Origin of the sequence: Symbiobacterium thermophilum IAM 14863 (genome assembly GCF_000009905.1) — a bacterium.
Classification (GTDB): domain Bacteria; phylum Bacillota; class Sulfobacillia; order Symbiobacteriales; family Symbiobacteriaceae; genus Symbiobacterium; species Symbiobacterium thermophilum.
Genome location: NC_006177.1, coordinates 1,350,693 through 1,366,004, shown reverse-complemented (window position 1 = coordinate 1,366,004; position 15,312 = coordinate 1,350,693). Strand labels below are relative to the sequence as shown.

Below are 15,312 nucleotides of genomic sequence, written 5' to 3'. Positions count from 1 at the left end.
GGACCGGTCTCGCACCCGTACGACCGGCTCTCTGACCCGCGCCCGCCTGCTACTCGTCCTCATCATCGCCGGGACGTTATTGGATTAGGTTACCACGGGCCCATGGGGCTGTCAAGCGAAAGCGGCCGCGCGCTAGCGGTTACGCTCGGCCTGGGCGGACAGACCGTTCCGGGGCTCGATCCCCCGGGCCGGCCGGTCCGGCGCCGCGTCGGACAGCCGGGCCGCCGCCACGTGGGCCAGGGGATCGGGCAGCCCGTCCAGGGCTTCGAGCTGCGATTTCAACAGGGCCCTGACCTGGGTGCGCAGGGTGTCCAGCACCCGGATGAGGTCGGCGTTATCCGCGAGGATCTGGCGCGCCTTCTCCTGACCGGCCTCCAGCATGCGCTCCACCTGGGCCCGGGTCTCGTTCATGAGCAGTTCCGCCTCGCGCCGGGCGTTCTCCCGGATCTCCTCCGCCGACTCCTCGGCGAGCACCAGCGTGCGGTTGATCGTCTGCTCCAGGCTGCGGTACTGCTCCAGCCGCTGGTTCAGGTGCTCCACCTGCTCCCGCAGGCTGGCGTTTTCGCGGATGAGCGCCTCGAACTCCTGGACGACCTGGTCCAGGAAGTCATCGACGGCGTCGCGGTCGTAGCCCCGCATCCGCACCGGAAACTCCTTGTTGGCGATGTCGACCGGGGTGATGCCCATGTTCCACTCCTCCTGCTCCTGTCACAGGAGCGGCCCAAAGATCAGCATTCCCACGAGCCGGCGCACGAGGGCGAGCAGGATCATCAGCACGAACGGGGAGAAGTCGATCATGCCCATGTCGGGCAGGATGTTTCGGATCGGAGCGAGCATGGGCTCCGTGGCCCGCCATACGTAGTCCTCAATCGTAAAGAACCAGCTGTTGCTGCTGGTTCTGTAGCGCGGTCGAAACCAGGACATGAGAACACGAGCCCAGATCAGCACCTCCAGGATGGACAGGAAGATGCTGACCGTCTGGTAGATGAGAAATTGCATCCAGCTCCGGTCTCCTCTCGGTCCGCGGTCGGCACCCGCTTACTGGTTGCGCCAGTCGAACTTGGACCGGTCCGCGCCCGTGCGATCGCCCTCCTCCGACCGCCGGGCGGTCCGGGCGAGCAGGTCGCCCTCCTGGCTGCCGGAGGCGGTGCCCATCAGCTTCTCCAGGACGCCGGGGGGAAGGTCGACGGCGCCGCCGCCGATGGCCGTGCCGGTCAGGCCCCGCCCCATCGTGGAGACGTCAATGCCAGGCGGAGCGTAGAAGAAGATCCCGGCAGAGACCCGCTGGGTTTCGCCGTTGAGCGCGTAAATCGCCCCGTTGAGGAAGTTGAGGATCTTCTGGGCCAGGTCCTTGTCCAGCGACTCCAGGTTGAGGATCACCGGGCGCCGCGCCTTCATCTGGTCCACGATCGTCTGCACCTCTTCGAAGGAGCGCGGCTCGACGACAACCACCTTCACGGTCCCCTGCTTGCTGGGCACGGCGCTGATCGGCACCACCTGCCCCCGCCGCTCGGGCGCACTGCGGCGCGGCGGCTCCTCCTGGTAAGCGGGCTGGACCTGCTCCAACTCCCCGTCCTCGAACTCGTCCTCTTCCGGACCGAACCCCAGGTAGTCCACCAGTCGACTCCAGAGGCCAGGCTTGTTCGGCATTGATCGGTTACCTCCCCGGGTGGTCAATCTCGCGGTCCAAAGATGGCCGTGCCGACGCGAACCAAGGTGGCGCCCTCTTCGACGGCGACCTCATAGTCGCCCGACATCCCCATCGACAGGTGTTCGAGGCTGACCCCCTCGATCCCGAGGGCCTGCATCTGGTCCCGCAGCTGCCGCAGGCGGCGGAAGTGCGGCCGGGCGTCCTCGGGGTTGTCGGAGAGCGGAGCCATGGTCATCAGCCCGCGTACCCGCACCCAGCGCTGCTGCGCCACCTGGCGCAGAAACGGCTCCAGGTCGCCCGGGGGTAGCCCATGCTTCGACGCCTCGCCGGACACGTTGACCTGCACCAGGGCGTCTACGGGCCTCCCCCGCCGCTCCGCCTGCTTGACCAGCTCGCTCAGCAGCGCGGACCGGTCCAGGGAGTGGATGAGCTCCGCCCACTCGAGGGCCTGCTTCACCTTGTTGGTCTGCAGCGTGCCAATCAGGTGCCAGGTCGGCTGCCTGTCCTGCAGGAACGGCGCCTTGCTGCGCAGCTCCTGCACCCGATTTTCGCCCAGGTCCCGGATACCGGCCGCGAGGACCGCCTCGATCTCTTCTACGGTCCGGGTCTTGGTGACGGCCACCAGCCGCACCCCGGCTGGATCCCGTGCGGCCCGCTCCGCGGCCCGCCTGATCCGTTCCAGGACCAGGCTGACATTTTCCATGATCTTCGACACCACGAACCAACTTCCCTTCCAGTACCGGATGGAATTACCACGGATGGCCCCGGGTTTCCCGGGTCATCGGTTGCGGGGCGGCGGGGCGGTCAGTACCTGCGCGTCGGGCGGCACATCCCCCTCCACCGCCACCTCGTCGGCCGTGCCGCCCAGCACCCGGACAGGCACGAAACGGTAGCCGCCGCGCTGGGCGATCCAGACCCCGGTACGCCCTTGCTCCACGTCGATGGCCGCCCGGGGCAGGATGATCCCTTCGTACTCCGCCAGGAGCAGCGAAACCCGCATCCGCCGGAGCCGCAGGGCGTCCGCGGAGGGCAGCGGCGCCTCCAGATGAACCAGCAGGTCCGGCCCCGCGGCGGCCAGGCGCACCACCCGGGCCGTGAGGGGCAGGTCGCGCCCGCTCACCTGCAGCTCCACCTCCTGGCCCGGCAGAACGGCCTGCTGGGACTCCGACAGGCTGTCCGCGGAAACCCGAAGCAGCATCTCCAGCGAGAGGTCGTCCACCAGCTTGAAGAGCGGCTCCCCGGCTTCCACGGGGCCGTCCGCGATCTCCCGGGTGTCGGGATACGGCAGCGTGGAGAAGGCCTCCGGTCCCCAGCCCGCCACCGCCTCGGGCGTGAGCACTTCCTCCAGGCCGTCGGTCTGGTAGAAGACCACGCCGGAGACCGGCGTCGTGATGACCTCCTCCAAGGCGGCCGCAGACTGGCCCGGGGCGAAGGCCACCACCTGGCCGCCTACCCGCACCCGCGCCCCCTCGGCGGCGAGCCGGCGCAGCGTGCCGGCCTGCGGGGCCCGGTAGACCTGCTCCCGTCGCACCAGCACGGCGTCCGCTTCCAGGGTCACCCGCAGCGAGCCTTGCCGCACGCCGGCCAGCGGATCGGGTTCCGCCGGCGCGGCCGTGAGGAGGACCGCCGGGTTCCAGATGTACAGCCCCGTTCCAAGGGCGGCGACGGCGAGGAGGATCACGGGCCATCGGCGGCGTCGCCGGGGCTTTGGCCGCAGCTGCGTGACGGTGCCCATGGGGACCCTCCCTTCACCGACTGGGACAGGAGGATGATGGCCGCGCCGCGGCCTGCGCCGCCGGCCTCCGCCCGATGGCTGAAGAACCGGTCGCGCTGGCAGGCGGTGCAGGCACCGGCTACGTGGACCTGTCCCACCCCGGCGGACGTGAGATCCAGCCGGTTGGCGGCCCAGAGATCCAGCATGTGGCGCCCCGCCCGGGCCGACGGCCGGAGCAGGCCCTCCGCCCCATCGCCGAAGTGCTGCCTGACCGGCCCCGCCACCGCCTCGTCCACCTCGTAGCAGCAGGGGCCGATGGAGGGGCCGATGGCGGCGTGGATGTCGGCCGGATCACAGCCGTAGTGTTCGCGCATGGCCCGGACCGCCTCGGCGGCGACGCCCGCGACGGTGCCCCGCCACCCGGCGTGGACCACACCGATCACCCGGCGGACGGGGTCGTACAGGTAGACCGGCACGCAGTCCGCCGCGGTGATGACCAGGGCGATGCCCTGCCGGTCGGTGATCAGACCGTCGGCGCCGGGGATCACCCGCACGTCGTCGGCGCGGTTCCGACTATCGTCCGTGGGGTCGCAGCCGTCGGCCCGGACGGCCACCACCCGGTTGCCGTGCACCAGGCCGCCCATGAAGGCCGACCCGGGGGCCAGCCCCAGGATGGCCAGGGTCCGGCGCCGGTTCTCCCGCACGTCTTCCGGCCGGTCCCCTACGCTCAGGCTCCAGTTGAGCCCGCCGCCCCAGCGTTGGCTGACGCCGCCGCGCCGTCCCGTGAAGATGGCCCGGACGCCCCCCAGCGCTTCCAGGCCGGTCAGATGCAGCACGGGCACCCCGTCGTGTTCCGCCCACGTCGCCACGCTCACCCGGCGCCAACCCCTCTCACAAGTTAACTTTTCATAGCCTCTATTCTAGCAGAAATCCGCAATCCTGACGCATCCGGTGAGACCGTTCCGCACAATGCAGGGAGCGGCTCACCCGAGGGACGGGGAACCGCTCCCGTATGGACCGTCAGACCGGCATCGGCCGTTCGATCTCGACCAGGATGCAGTCGGGGCCGATGCAGACGATCTTCGTCCAGGGAATCACGATGTCGGGGCCGCCGCCCCACAGGCCGAACCAACGGCCCTCTCCCGGCACGATGATCGCCGTGATCCGGCCGGACTTCTCGTCGATCTCCACGTCGATCAGCTCGCCCAGCCGGCGTCCGGTCCGGATGTCGATCACGTCCTTGCGCAGGTCCGATGCCTTGGCCACCGTGACCGCCCTCCTCCGCGCTGCTCAACCCAATCTTATGCGGACCGGGCTTGGCCGAATCCGCCGCGGCCGGGGGCCGGTCTACAGGGGGCTGACGCACCCGGCCGTGCAGATCCCGGGACAGCCTTCGGCCCACGGCTCGGGATATCGACCGGTGCATGACCCGGCGCACCCGTCCGCGCATCCCTCCGGGAGGGTGGTTCCCACCGCTTCCGTTGGAGGGACCTGCACCTCGCGGATGGTGTAGCAGAAGGACGGATAGACCAGGCACCAGAAGTTGGCGCCGGCGGCGTCGCCGATCAGGATGCGAAGGGCCCGGTACCGCCCGGCGGGCAGGTACAGGTCGCCGTACCCCTTGCCGGGGAAGGCGTAGGTGCCCAGCTCGGCCCGCACGGGGTGGGCCGCGCCCCACGCCGCCGCCACCGCCCTGGCGGCCTGCTCCAGCTCCGGCAGCAAGACCGCGATCCGGGCCTCCGCCTCCGCACGGCTCCGGGCACCGGAGAGGGCCGGGCGCAGCCGGTCCAGCACCGCGTCGCGCACCGCCAGCTTCAGCGCCTGCTCCTCCGGGGAATCGCTGTGCGCGATCACGTGGATGCGCACCAGATTCGGATCGGCCAGCGCCGCGTCCTCCGCCCGTGCGGCCGCCGCCAGGAGCACGCCGCCGCCGGCCTGCCCGAGGCCCAGGACGATCAGCAGCCAGCCGGTGATCAGCTTCCGGTTCATCGTCGCTCCTCCCGAGGGGATGTGCGTCCCATCGTCTCGGGAAGAGTTATACCCAGGTTAACCATAATCTAAACCAGCTTGACATAAAAACAAGCCCCATCCCCTCTTCGGGGACAGGGCATGAGCGGTGAACGCTATACGTACTTGCGCATGTGGGACAGCGCAGCCTTCTCCAGACGGCTCACTTGCGCCTGGGAGATGCCGATCTCCTCTGCCACCTCCATCTGCGTCTTTCCCTCGAAGAATCGGAGCGTCAGAATGAGCCTCTCCCGCTCGTTCAGCCGGTGCAGGGCCTGGCGGATACTGATGCCCTCGAGCCACTGCGAGTCCTGCTGCGATTCGTCGCTCACCTGGTCCATGACGTAGATGGGGTCGCCCCCGTCATTGTAGAGGGGCTCGAAGAGCGACACCGGCTCCTGGATCGAGTCCAGCGCATAGACGATCTCTTCCAGGGGAAGCCCCAGTTCGTCGGCGATCTCCTGCACCGTCGGTTCCCGAGAGAGCCGGTTGACCAGCGCGTCCCGCACCTGCAGGGCCTTGTAGGCGATGTCCCGCAGCGAGCGGCTCACCCGGATCGGGTTGTTGTCCCGCAGGTACCGCCGGATCTCGCCGATGATCATCGGCACGGCGTAGGTGCTGAACTTGACGTTCTGCCCCAGGTCGAAGTTGTCAATGGCTTTCATCAGGCCAATGCAGCCCACCTGGAACAGGTCGTCGACGTACTCCCCGCGGTTGTTGAACCGCTGGATGACGCTGAGCACCAGGCGCAGGTTGCCGGTGATCAGCTCGTCGCGGGCCGCCTTCTCACCGCTTCGCATCCGGACGAAGAGCTCCCGCATCTGGGCGTTGGTCAGGACCGGAAGCTTGGCGGTGTTGACCCCGGGGATCTCCACTTTGTTGATCATCATGCCGGGACGATGCCTCCCCCATGGGCGCCGAACGGCTGCCCCATTCAAGTGGGAGTATGTCCACGGCCGGGAAGCGCTATTCCGCCTTCAGGAATTGCTTACAGACACTGTAAAATATTTGACGATTCGTCATTCCATGCGCAGGATTTCCTTTTTCAAACGCTTGAAGATCCGCTTTTCCAGCCGGGAGATGTAGCTCTGCGAGATCCCCAGCAGGTCGGCCACCTCCTTCTGGGTACGCTCGCGCCCATCGACGAGGCCGAACCGCAGCTCCATGATCCGCTTCTCCCGCCCGGTCAGCTTGGCCATCGCCTTGCGGAGAAGCATCCGGTCGACCTCCTCCTCCAGGCCCCGGTAAGTGATGTCGCTGTCGGTGCCCATGACGTCGGAAAGGAGCAGTTCGTTTCCCTCCCAGTCCTTGTTGAGCGGCTCGTCAAAGGACACCTCGCTCCGGGTGCGGGACGCCCGGCGTAAATACATTAAGATTTCATTTTCAATGCATTTCGAAGCGTACGTGGCCAGCTTGATCCGCTTGGAGGGATCGAAGGTCTTCACCGCCTTGATGAGGCCGATGGTGCCGATGGAGACCAGGTCCTCCACCCAGATGCCGGTGTTGTCGAACTTGCGGGCGATGTAGACCACGAGTCGCAGGTTCCGCTCGATGAGGGTGTTCTTGACGCTCTCGTCGCCCTGGGTGAGGCGCTGCAGCAGGGCCGCCTCCTCCTCGCCGGTGAGCGGCGGAGGCAGCGCCTCGCTGGAGCCGACGTAGTAGATCGCCCTGGGCCGGACCAGCCCCCTGGCCGCCAGCCAGCGCAGCACGCGGGTGGACACCCGGAAGAGGGCCCCCTGAAGCGCCAGTATCTGTCTCCTAACGAACGTGTACATCGGGCCTCCCCTCTCCTCTCTCGCCGGATTGTGCCTCCACGGGACGCCCTCGGGCACGGCCGTGCGCCCGGCGCGCCGCGGCGATCATCGCAGTCGGCAGCAGCGCCGCATAGCGCCCCTCCGGATCCAGCGGACCCGCCGCCAGTCCGACCCGGCCCTCGACCTGCACCCAGTCCCCCCGTCCCCGCGGGCGGACCGAGAGGCCGTCCGGCCGGATCACCAGCAGCCACCCGTCGCTCCGCCCCACCGCGGCGAAGGGCACCAGCTGGCACCGGCTCTGCCACTCGGCCGGCAGCCCGTCCAGCCCCATGGGACCGGACGACGCTGCCTCCAGCACCGCCGGCGGCAGCAGGCTCCGCAGCCGGCCGCCCTCGACCACGGCCACCGGCATCCGGCCGACGGGCGTGCGCAGCAGGTTGCCGGAGTCCACCAGTCCTTCCACCACCTCACGCCGGCCGTCCACGCGCACCTCGAGTTCGTACAGCCCGTCGTCCACCTCGGCCCTTTCCCGGTACGCCTGCCAGAGGAGCTGCGCCCCCGCCAGGGCCACGCCCGCGCCGCCCGCCACCAGGGCGGCGGGCGGTGCGGCGAACAGGGCCGGGTAGCGTTCCGCCAGCAGGAAGAGCAGCCCCCCGGACAGGATCAGGCCGGTCCAGAAGAAGCCCAACACGGCGGCGAACTGCGCCCAGGGTCCGGGCCAGACCAGGAGCCACGCCAGCGCCGCGCTGCCCGCCAGCAGGGCGGCGCCGGAGAACAGCCACCCCGCCTTGGGTGCCGGCCCGGCAGAAGGCGAGGCCGGCGCCGCGGCAGGGACGTCCGGCAGCAGGACAGGCAGCACCGCCAGGGCCGCTCCCAGCAGGGCAGCCACCCACAGCCGCCACGCGCGGTACCGCACGCGCGCCGCCCGGGCGGCGAACCACAGCAGGGCGAGGTCGAGGCCGAAGTTGACCAGGAAGAACACATCCGGCCGGACCGCGGGCAGACCGGACACACCAGGCCACCCCCGTCAGGCTCACCCCGTCCCGCAGCGCGAGAGTACGAAGCAAGTCCGGGATTTATGCCAACATCTTAGCCCGGCGGGGCTGTCGGTTGTGGTCGCATCCTGGCGGGCCTTTGCCGCGCTTTCTGTCGAAATCCGCGGTGTGCCGCCACTTCCGGGCGCCGCTGCCCGCCCGCCCCCGCCGCGGCTCCACCCGTGCAGAACCCACACGCGGCACCCCCAGCCAGCGGCTCCATCCGCGGCACGCGCGCGAAAGCGCTCCCCGAACCTCGGGGAGCGCTGAAAATCAGGCGGTCACAGGCTTACTGCGGCTTACGGCGCAGGAAGGCCGGGATGTCCAGCTCGTCCACCATGGGCTTGACCTCGCCCACGGCGTTCTGGCCGGCGCGCCGGCGGCCCCAGGCGGGGAAGTCGCCGTCGCCAAAGCCGGTTGCGATGACCGTGACCCGGATCTCGTCCTGGATCGACTCGTCGATGACCGCGCCAAAGATGATCGTCGCCTCGGGGTCGGCGGCCTGGGCGATGATCTCCGCGGCCTCGTTGACCTCCATCAGCCCGAGGTCCGGACCGCCGGTGATGTTGAGCAGCACGCCCTTGGCGCCGTCGATGGTCGTCTCCAGCAGCGGGCTGGAGATGGCGGCCCGGGCGGCGTCCGCGGCGCGGGACTCACCCCGGCCCACGCCAATGCCCATCAGGGCCGAGCCGGTGTTGGACATGATCGTGCGCACGTCGGCGAAGTCCAGGTTGATCAGCCCGGGCACCGCGATCAGGTCGGAGATGCCCTGCACGCCCTGGCGCAGCACGTCGTCGGCCACCCGGAAGGCCTCCATCAGGCTGGTCTTCTTGTCCACCACCTGCAGCAGCCGGTCGTTGGGGATGGTGATCAGGGTGTCGACCTTCTGCCGCAGGTTCTGGATGCCCTTGTCGGCCTGCATGGCCCGCTTCTTGCCCTCGAAGGTGAACGGCCTGGTCACCACGCCGACCGTGAGCGCGCCCAGCTCCTTGGCGATCTCCGCGACCACGGGCGCCGCGCCGGTGCCCGTGCCGCCGCCCATGCCGGCGGTCACGAAGACCATGTCGGCGCCGCGCAGCGCGGCGGCAATCTCCTCACGGCTTTCCTCGGCGGCGCGGTTGCCGATTTCCGGGTCGGCCCCGGCCCCCAGCCCCTTGGTCAACTTGGCGCCGATCTGCAGCCGCGTCGGGGCCTGCGCGCTCTTCAGGGCCTGGGCATCCGTGTTGACGGCGATGAACTCAACGCCCTGGAGGCCGGCCGAAATCATGCGGTTGACCGCGTTGTTGCCGCCGCCACCAACGCCGATGACCTTGATACAGGCTAACTGCTCAAACCCCGGCTCATAATCGTTCACGACTGTGATCCTCCTCACGTGGCGCTAGTGGAACAGGGCTTTCAGCCAGTCCCGTAACCGTCCTGCTCGCGCCGGCCTCGCCTCGGCCGCATCCGTTGCGGGTTCGCTGGGCTCCCCGCCCTCCGCGGCCGCCGGCGCGGCCCGCACGCCCCACAGTGCCAGCCCGGCCGCCGCAGCCAGTTCGGGCTCGGCGGCCAGGGAGTCGGCCGGTGTGCCGATTCGGCTCTTCAGGCTCAGGCAATCGCCGGCATAGCCGGCCAGCCCGCGCAGGCGGCTTCCGCCGCCTGTGAGCACCAGCCCGGCGGGGAACAGCCCGGCGTAGCCCGAACGCTTCACCGCTGCCGCCGCCATCTGGAGGATTTCCTCCACCCGCGAGCCGATGATCTCAGCCACGTATTTCTCGCTGACTTCGTAGGTGTTCAGCCCGGACGGGGTGGGCAGGGTCACGGTGCCGTCCCCCGCCAGGCGGGGAGCCGCCCAGCCCCGCTCCCGCTTCAGCCGCTCGGCCGTCTCCACCGGAATGCGGAGCACGGTCGCCAGGTCGTGGGTGATATGGTCGCCACCGACGGGCAGGACCGCCAGGTGGAAGAGATGTCCCAGCTCGTACACCGCGACGCCGGTGGTGCCGCCGCCGATATCCAGCAGCAGGACGCCCTCCTCCCGCTCCTCCGGGGTCAGCACCGCCTCGCCGGCCGCCCGCACCGCCACCAGGTAGTCCGCCACCTCAAAGCCCGCCTGGCTGGCGGCCCGCAGGTGATTCTGCACGTGCAGCGCGTCGCCGGTCACCACCTGGACCTCGGCGGCGAGGGTGCGCCCACAGAGGCCCGTAGGATCCCGCAGCGGCACGCTGCCGTCCAGCTGGTAGCTGCGCGGAATCACGTGTACCCGCTCCCGGCCCGCGCTGGGCTCCACCGCCTCCGCGGCGGCATCGAGGACCCGGCGGACCAGTTCGGGCGTCACGCCCGCTGCCGGCCGGGGGACGGCCACGGCCGCTGCCCCGACCTCGGAGCGGAGGTGGGCGCCGGAGATGGAGATGACGGCCCGGTTCACCTGCGGCCGACCGGCCATCGCACAGGCGGCCTCTGCGGCCTTCCGCATCGCCCGCGCCGCCGCGCTCAGGTCGCTGATCAGCCCCCGGTAGACCCCGGCCGAAGGGACGAGCCCGACGCCGATCACCCGCGGCTCCCCGCCCTCCGGCGCCTCGGCCAGGGCGGCCGCCACGTGGGTGCTGCCGGCATCTAGACCCAGAACCAGGTTCTCCGCCACGGAGCCGGCCCCCTCCACTCAGGCATCATCCGTGCACTTCTTAACTTCATTCAACACCCGGTGGGGGAATCCTCCTCCTGATAATGGCTGGCGCTATAATTCTTGGGAGACGACGAGGAAGCGCGCAGCCAGCTGGGTGGCATACGCAGGCTGCGCGCTCAGTCCTGGAGGCCGTGGTGCTGGAGCGTCTCCTCGTCCCGGTGGAAGAACCCCCACCGCTGCAGGATCAACCGGCGGATGATGCCCAGGTTCTGGAACATCCGGATGCCCATGGCCACCACGCCGGCCAGGTAGAGGTTGTCGACGCCGATGCGGTCCCCCAGGTACACCAGTCCGGCGGCCAGCAGGGTGTTGGTAAAGAAGCCCGTGATGAAGATGGCGTTGTCATAGGTGCCTTCCAGGCTGGCCCGCAGCCCGCCGAAGGAGGTGTCCAGGGCGGCCAGCACGGCGATGGAGAGGTACCGTGCGTACGCGACCGGCAGCGTGAACGGCGAGAAGATGCCGATCAGGATTCCGGCGATGAAGCCCACGATGATGATCCACATCTCAGGGTGCGACCTCCTCCAGGGCCGGCTGGGCGTAGTTCAGCCGGAGCGACGCGGTGTAGGCGGGCACCCGCACCGAGGTCTCCTTCTTCACGGTGATCTGAATGCCCCAGTACTTCAGCGACTCGGCCACCCCGCCCTTCATCATGATCGCCCGCTCCAGCTCGTCCGGGTTGCCGATGGCGACGATGTTGAGCGGCGGCGCGGTGCGCACGCCGTTGATGGTGACGACCGGACCCATGCAGCGGATCTCGGTCCGGCTGGTCACCCGCTGCCCGTTGATCGCGATGGCCTCGGCGCCGGCCGCCCGCAGCTCGTTGATCACCCGGAGCACGTCCTCGTCGTGGATGATGAAGTTGTTGGCGTTCTCGCCCGGCGTCACCGGCAGCACCGAGTCGGCCATGACCACGGTCACGCCCGGACCGGTCAGGGGCAGGAGCCCGGCGTGGATCTGCGCCTGCTCCAGCCGCTCCGCCAGGGCCTGGTACTCGTTCTGGGTCTTCACCGAGATCAGCTGCTGCTGCCGCAGCGCCTCGACCTCCGCGGCCAGCTCGTCCCGCAGGGCCTCAGCGGCGGCCAGCTGGGCCACCAGCTCCTCCGTGCGCTGCACCGCGGCCAGGTCGGCCAGGGCCACCTGGCGCTGCACCTTGAACTGCATCGAAAGCATAAGTCCGAGGGCGACCCCGACCAGGGCCGTCGCCCAGGGAACCCTCCTCATCTGTGCGGACATGGCCTCACCCCCGCATTACTGGCAACCCTGAGCCAGCACCTTGCCGTAGACCCGCAGGTCGATCTGGCACCGGCCGCGGGCCGACGCCGGCACCCGGTCCAGCTGATCCAACAGGCCCCGGAGCTGGGTCTGGATGTGATCCTCCCGGGCCGCGGCATCGTCCGGCAGCACGCCGACCTCCACCGTGGTGCCGCCGGTGAGGTAGAGCCGCAGGTACCGGTCCGCGCGCACGTGCACTTCCGACAACTGCTCCAGCAGCGGCTCCCCCGTCCACCAGAGCAGGGTGAGCGCGTCCTTCAGGCCCAGGTCGTCCAGCACGTCCCCCCGCAGGGCGCGCTCCACCGTCACCCCGCTCACCACCGGCAGCCGTTCTCCTTCCTCCAGCAGCCGCTGGCCGAGGACGCGCCCCTCGGCGTCCAGCACGAGGTAGAAGCGGCCGTGGTACTGGAGCAGGGCCAGCGGCTCCCGCTCCGTCACCGTGATGACCAGCGCGTTGCCCCGCCAGGTCACGCCGGCCGACTCCACCCAGGGGTCGGCCAGGAGCCGCTGCCGAACGCGCTCGGCGGTCACCTCCCACTTCAGGTCGCCGGGCATGACGCCGGCGATCGCCATCACCTCGGCCTGGCTCAGCCGCTCATTTCCGCCGATCTGGACCCGCTCCAGCCGGAAGAGGGCCGAGCGGTAGGCGGCGAACAGGCAGATGCCCAGCAGCACCGCGAGGGCCAGCACAAAGCCCCACCGGCTGCGCGCCCGCGCCGAGCCCTTCCCCTTCATCGGCACCGCGCTCGTCGTCACCCCGTCACCGCCCCTTCTCGCAGCGCCGCAGATGCGCAGAGACAATGATACTCCAGCCCCGCCGGGCACCGACCTCTCCCGTGTCCGTCACGCCGTCATCCAGGGAGTACGACGTTCAGCGCGCCCGGCAGGATCTCAAATGTGACCGGCAGGTGGCCGACCACCTCGCCGTCCAGCTGGATGACCACCTTCTCCGGCGAGTCGGCCGTAAGCTTCCGCCCCCGCGCCATTCGCACCTTCGGGTGGCCGACGTGGCGGCCGCTGTAGATCAAGGACACCAGCCGGATCAGCTCCAGCCGGCCCAGGTCTTCGCCCCATGCGATCTCGAACAGGCCGTCGGCGATGTCGGCCTGCGGAAAGACCTGCATCCCGCCGCCGAAGTAGCGGCCGATGCCCACCTCCAGGAGCAGCACCCGGTTCAGCCGGCGCCGCTCGCCGTCGATCTCCACATCCACCGGCACGCCGGTGAAGTGGAACAGGGTGTCGAACACCCCCCGCACGTAGCTGAACTTCGGGAAGCGCTGCCCGTAGGTGTTGACCCGCGCGCAGACCTCCGCGTCGAAACCGAATCCGGCCGCGTTGAAGAAGTACCGGTAGCCGTGGGCCAGCCCCACGTCCATCCGGGCGACCCGGCCGCCAAAGGCCAGCCGGCAGCCCTCCGCCGCATCGGTCGGGACGCCCGCGGTGCGCACCCAGTCGTTGCCCCTGCCCGCGGGGATGACGGCCAGGGCGGCATTCGTGCCCACCAGGCCGTTGCCCACCTCGTTGAGCGTGCCATCGCCTCCGATGGAGACCACCCGGTCGTACCCCTCCTGAATGGCCAGTCGGGCCAGGTCGGTGCCGTGTCCGGGGCGTTCCGTGAACTTGACGCCGTACTCGCCCAGCCGGGCGGCCAGCGGCTCGATCTGTCTCCATCGCTCCAGGGCCTGTCCGCGCCCGGCGATGGGGTTGACGATGAAGCACACGCGGGGCATGGGGCGTCACCTCCGTGCTGCGCGGGTCGCAGTAAGTGTTCCCTCCGGTCGCTGCATTTTCCTGCAGACTCCGGCCCCCGGGCGCCCGGGGGCGGCGCGCGCCGCAGCCGCGACAAAGGGGGCGCGGGCCCTGCGAAGATCGCAGGGCCCGCGCCCCGGGCCGACCCGATCACCGATCCTCCCATCGGGCCGTGGGAAGCCTCCCGCCGCTGACCACCCGCACAGGCCCCTCCTTGCGCGGGCGGATGTCGAACTCGAAGATCTCCGTCGGCAGCCAGAGCGTGCAGCAGGCGTTGGGGATGTCGACGATGGAGCTGATGCGCCCCTCGATCGGCGCGGTTCCCAGGATCATGTACGCCTCCTCGGCAGTGTACCCGAAACTCTTCAGGTAGTTGATCGCCTCCAGGCATGCCATCCGGTAAGCGACGTGGGCGTCCAGGTAGTACTGCCGGCCCTCCTCGTCCACCGAATAGCCCTCGAACACGATGTAGCTGGAGAAGCGCGGCTCGGTCAGGCTCGGCTGGAAGATGGCGTGGTGCAGGTTGTACTTGTTCATGCCGTCCTTGATGAGGTCGACGCACATGGTGATGTAGCCCGGCATCTCGATGGCGCCGCAGAACGTGATCTCCCCGTCGCCCTGGCTGTAGTGCAGGTCGCCCACCGTGAGCTTGGCGCCCTTCACGTGCACGGGCAGCAGCGCCCGTGCGCCCCGGGTGAGGTTCTTGATGTCCCGGTTGCCGCCGTTCTCCCGGGGCGGGATGGTGCGGGCCGCCTCCCGGGCCACCCGCTCGTACTCCGGCGTCCCGGGGCGGAGCGCGCCCAGCACTGCGTTCCGGGGCTCGGGGGGCAGGGCGAGCGGCGGCACCCGTTCGGGGTTCTGGGCGATGAGCTTGCGTTCCCGCTCGTTCCACCGGGCCAGCAGGTCATGCGACGGGGCCGTGCCGAGGATGCCGGGGTGCGCCAGGTACGGGATGCGGACACCGGGCACGTGGCGGGATCGGGCCCAGACGCCGTCGAACTCCCAGATGGCCTTGTGGGCGTGGGGAAAGTGGTCGGTGAGGAACCCGCCGCCGTTGTGCCTGCAGAAGATGCCGGTGTAGCCCCAGCTCTGCTTCGGGTGGGGGCCGATGTCCAGGATGTCGACGACCAGCAGGTCGCCAGGTTCGGCGCCGGCCACCTCGATGGGGCCGGTCAGGTGGTGGTTGGGCGAGAGCTCCATGTCGCGGATGTCGGTGGCGGTGTCGTCGTTGCGCACCTGGCCGCCGGTCCAGTCCGGGCACTCCACGGTGAAGACCTCGCCCGGCCGGACGCTGGCGACGGCCGGGATGTCCGGGTGCCACCTGTTCTGAATGACCTCATAGTACTCCGAGATGGGCTTGGTCGGGTCGATCTCGATGAGCGGGCGTCCCATAACCTGGCCCTCCTTCGCTGATGGTCTTCCGCCGCCGGTGCGCGCCCGCCGGCGTCGGCATGGGATGGCCAACCCAT

General features: G+C 69.6%; 18 protein-coding genes. All 18 read right to left on the bottom strand.

Features of this window, described 5'->3' with window-relative positions; all coding sequences use genetic code 11:
* Window positions 1-132 precede the first annotated feature (132 nt).
* Window positions 133-687: a DivIVA domain-containing protein gene (locus tag STH_RS06275; RefSeq protein ID WP_011195361.1), complete on the bottom strand. Its 555-nt coding sequence runs from the start codon at window positions 685-687 to the stop codon at window positions 133-135.
* A 21-nt stretch (window positions 688-708) separates the two neighbouring features.
* Window positions 709-999: a YggT family protein gene (locus STH_RS06270; RefSeq protein ID WP_011195360.1), complete on the bottom strand. Its 291-nt coding sequence runs from the start codon at window positions 997-999 to the stop codon at window positions 709-711.
* Between the two features lie 39 nt (window positions 1,000-1,038).
* Window positions 1,039-1,650 carry a cell division protein SepF gene (locus tag STH_RS06265; protein WP_011195359.1) on the bottom strand — a complete coding sequence of 204 codons (612 nt, stop codon included), beginning with the start codon at window positions 1,648-1,650 and terminating at the stop codon, window positions 1,039-1,041.
* A gap of 23 nt (window positions 1,651-1,673) precedes the next feature.
* The gene (locus STH_RS06260; RefSeq protein ID WP_242654582.1) at window positions 1,674-2,369 is read right to left on the bottom strand and encodes a YggS family pyridoxal phosphate-dependent enzyme; all 696 of its coding nucleotides are present in this window, start codon (window positions 2,367-2,369) and stop codon (window positions 1,674-1,676) included.
* A gap of 60 nt (window positions 2,370-2,429) precedes the next feature.
* Entirely contained in the window at window positions 2,430-3,386 is a 957-nt protein-coding gene (locus tag STH_RS06255; RefSeq protein WP_043713617.1) for an HlyD family efflux transporter periplasmic adaptor subunit, read from the bottom strand.
* Entirely contained in the window at window positions 3,329-4,240 is a 912-nt protein-coding gene (gene pgeF, locus STH_RS06250; protein WP_011195356.1) for a peptidoglycan editing factor PgeF, read from the bottom strand. The genes STH_RS06255 and pgeF overlap by 58 nt, the downstream gene beginning before the upstream one ends.
* 145 nt (window positions 4,241-4,385) lie before the next feature.
* Window positions 4,386-4,631, bottom strand: a complete 246-nt coding sequence (locus tag STH_RS06245) for a YlmC/YmxH family sporulation protein (protein WP_011195355.1) — start codon at window positions 4,629-4,631, stop codon at window positions 4,386-4,388.
* Between the two features lie 81 nt (window positions 4,632-4,712).
* Window positions 4,713-5,354, bottom strand: a complete 642-nt coding sequence (spoIIR, locus tag STH_RS06240; protein ID WP_011195354.1) for a stage II sporulation protein R — start codon at window positions 5,352-5,354, stop codon at window positions 4,713-4,715.
* Between the two features lie 134 nt (window positions 5,355-5,488).
* The gene (gene sigG / locus STH_RS06235; protein ID WP_043713614.1) at window positions 5,489-6,262 is read right to left on the bottom strand and encodes an RNA polymerase sporulation sigma factor SigG; all 774 of its coding nucleotides are present in this window, start codon (window positions 6,260-6,262) and stop codon (window positions 5,489-5,491) included.
* Between the two features lie 129 nt (window positions 6,263-6,391).
* Entirely contained in the window at window positions 6,392-7,147 is a 756-nt protein-coding gene (sigE, locus tag STH_RS06230; protein WP_011195352.1) for an RNA polymerase sporulation sigma factor SigE, read from the bottom strand.
* Complete coding sequence (gene spoIIGA / locus STH_RS06225) at window positions 7,131-8,138, bottom strand: sigma-E processing peptidase SpoIIGA (RefSeq protein ID WP_011195351.1); 1,008 nt, start codon at window positions 8,136-8,138, stop codon at window positions 7,131-7,133. The genes sigE and spoIIGA overlap by 17 nt, the downstream gene beginning before the upstream one ends.
* A gap of 311 nt (window positions 8,139-8,449) precedes the next feature.
* Entirely contained in the window at window positions 8,450-9,514 is a 1,065-nt protein-coding gene (gene ftsZ, locus STH_RS06220) for a cell division protein FtsZ (RefSeq protein WP_011195350.1), read from the bottom strand.
* A gap of 24 nt (window positions 9,515-9,538) precedes the next feature.
* A complete protein-coding gene (gene ftsA, locus STH_RS06215) occupies window positions 9,539-10,780 on the bottom strand; it encodes a cell division protein FtsA (RefSeq protein WP_050742142.1) in 1,242 nt (413 codons plus the stop codon).
* 158 nt (window positions 10,781-10,938) lie between these two features.
* Window positions 10,939-11,325, bottom strand: a complete 387-nt coding sequence (locus STH_RS06210) for a small basic family protein (RefSeq protein WP_011195348.1) — start codon at window positions 11,323-11,325, stop codon at window positions 10,939-10,941.
* 1 nt (window position 11,326) lies between these two features.
* On the bottom strand, window positions 11,327-12,055 hold the full coding sequence (locus STH_RS06205; RefSeq protein WP_011195347.1) for a DUF881 domain-containing protein: 729 nt from the start codon (window positions 12,053-12,055) through the stop codon (window positions 11,327-11,329).
* Window positions 12,056-12,070: 15 nt separating this feature from the next.
* Window positions 12,071-12,850, bottom strand: coding sequence for a cell division protein FtsQ/DivIB (locus tag STH_RS06200; RefSeq protein ID WP_043713612.1), 780 nt, complete (start codon window positions 12,848-12,850; stop codon window positions 12,071-12,073).
* A gap of 95 nt (window positions 12,851-12,945) precedes the next feature.
* The gene (locus STH_RS17045; protein ID WP_011195345.1) at window positions 12,946-13,824 is read right to left on the bottom strand and encodes a diacylglycerol/lipid kinase family protein; all 879 of its coding nucleotides are present in this window, start codon (window positions 13,822-13,824) and stop codon (window positions 12,946-12,948) included.
* Between the two features lie 169 nt (window positions 13,825-13,993).
* Complete coding sequence (fmdA, locus tag STH_RS06190) at window positions 13,994-15,235, bottom strand: formamidase (RefSeq protein ID WP_011195344.1); 1,242 nt, start codon at window positions 15,233-15,235, stop codon at window positions 13,994-13,996.
* Between the last annotated feature and the right edge of the window lie 77 nt (window positions 15,236-15,312).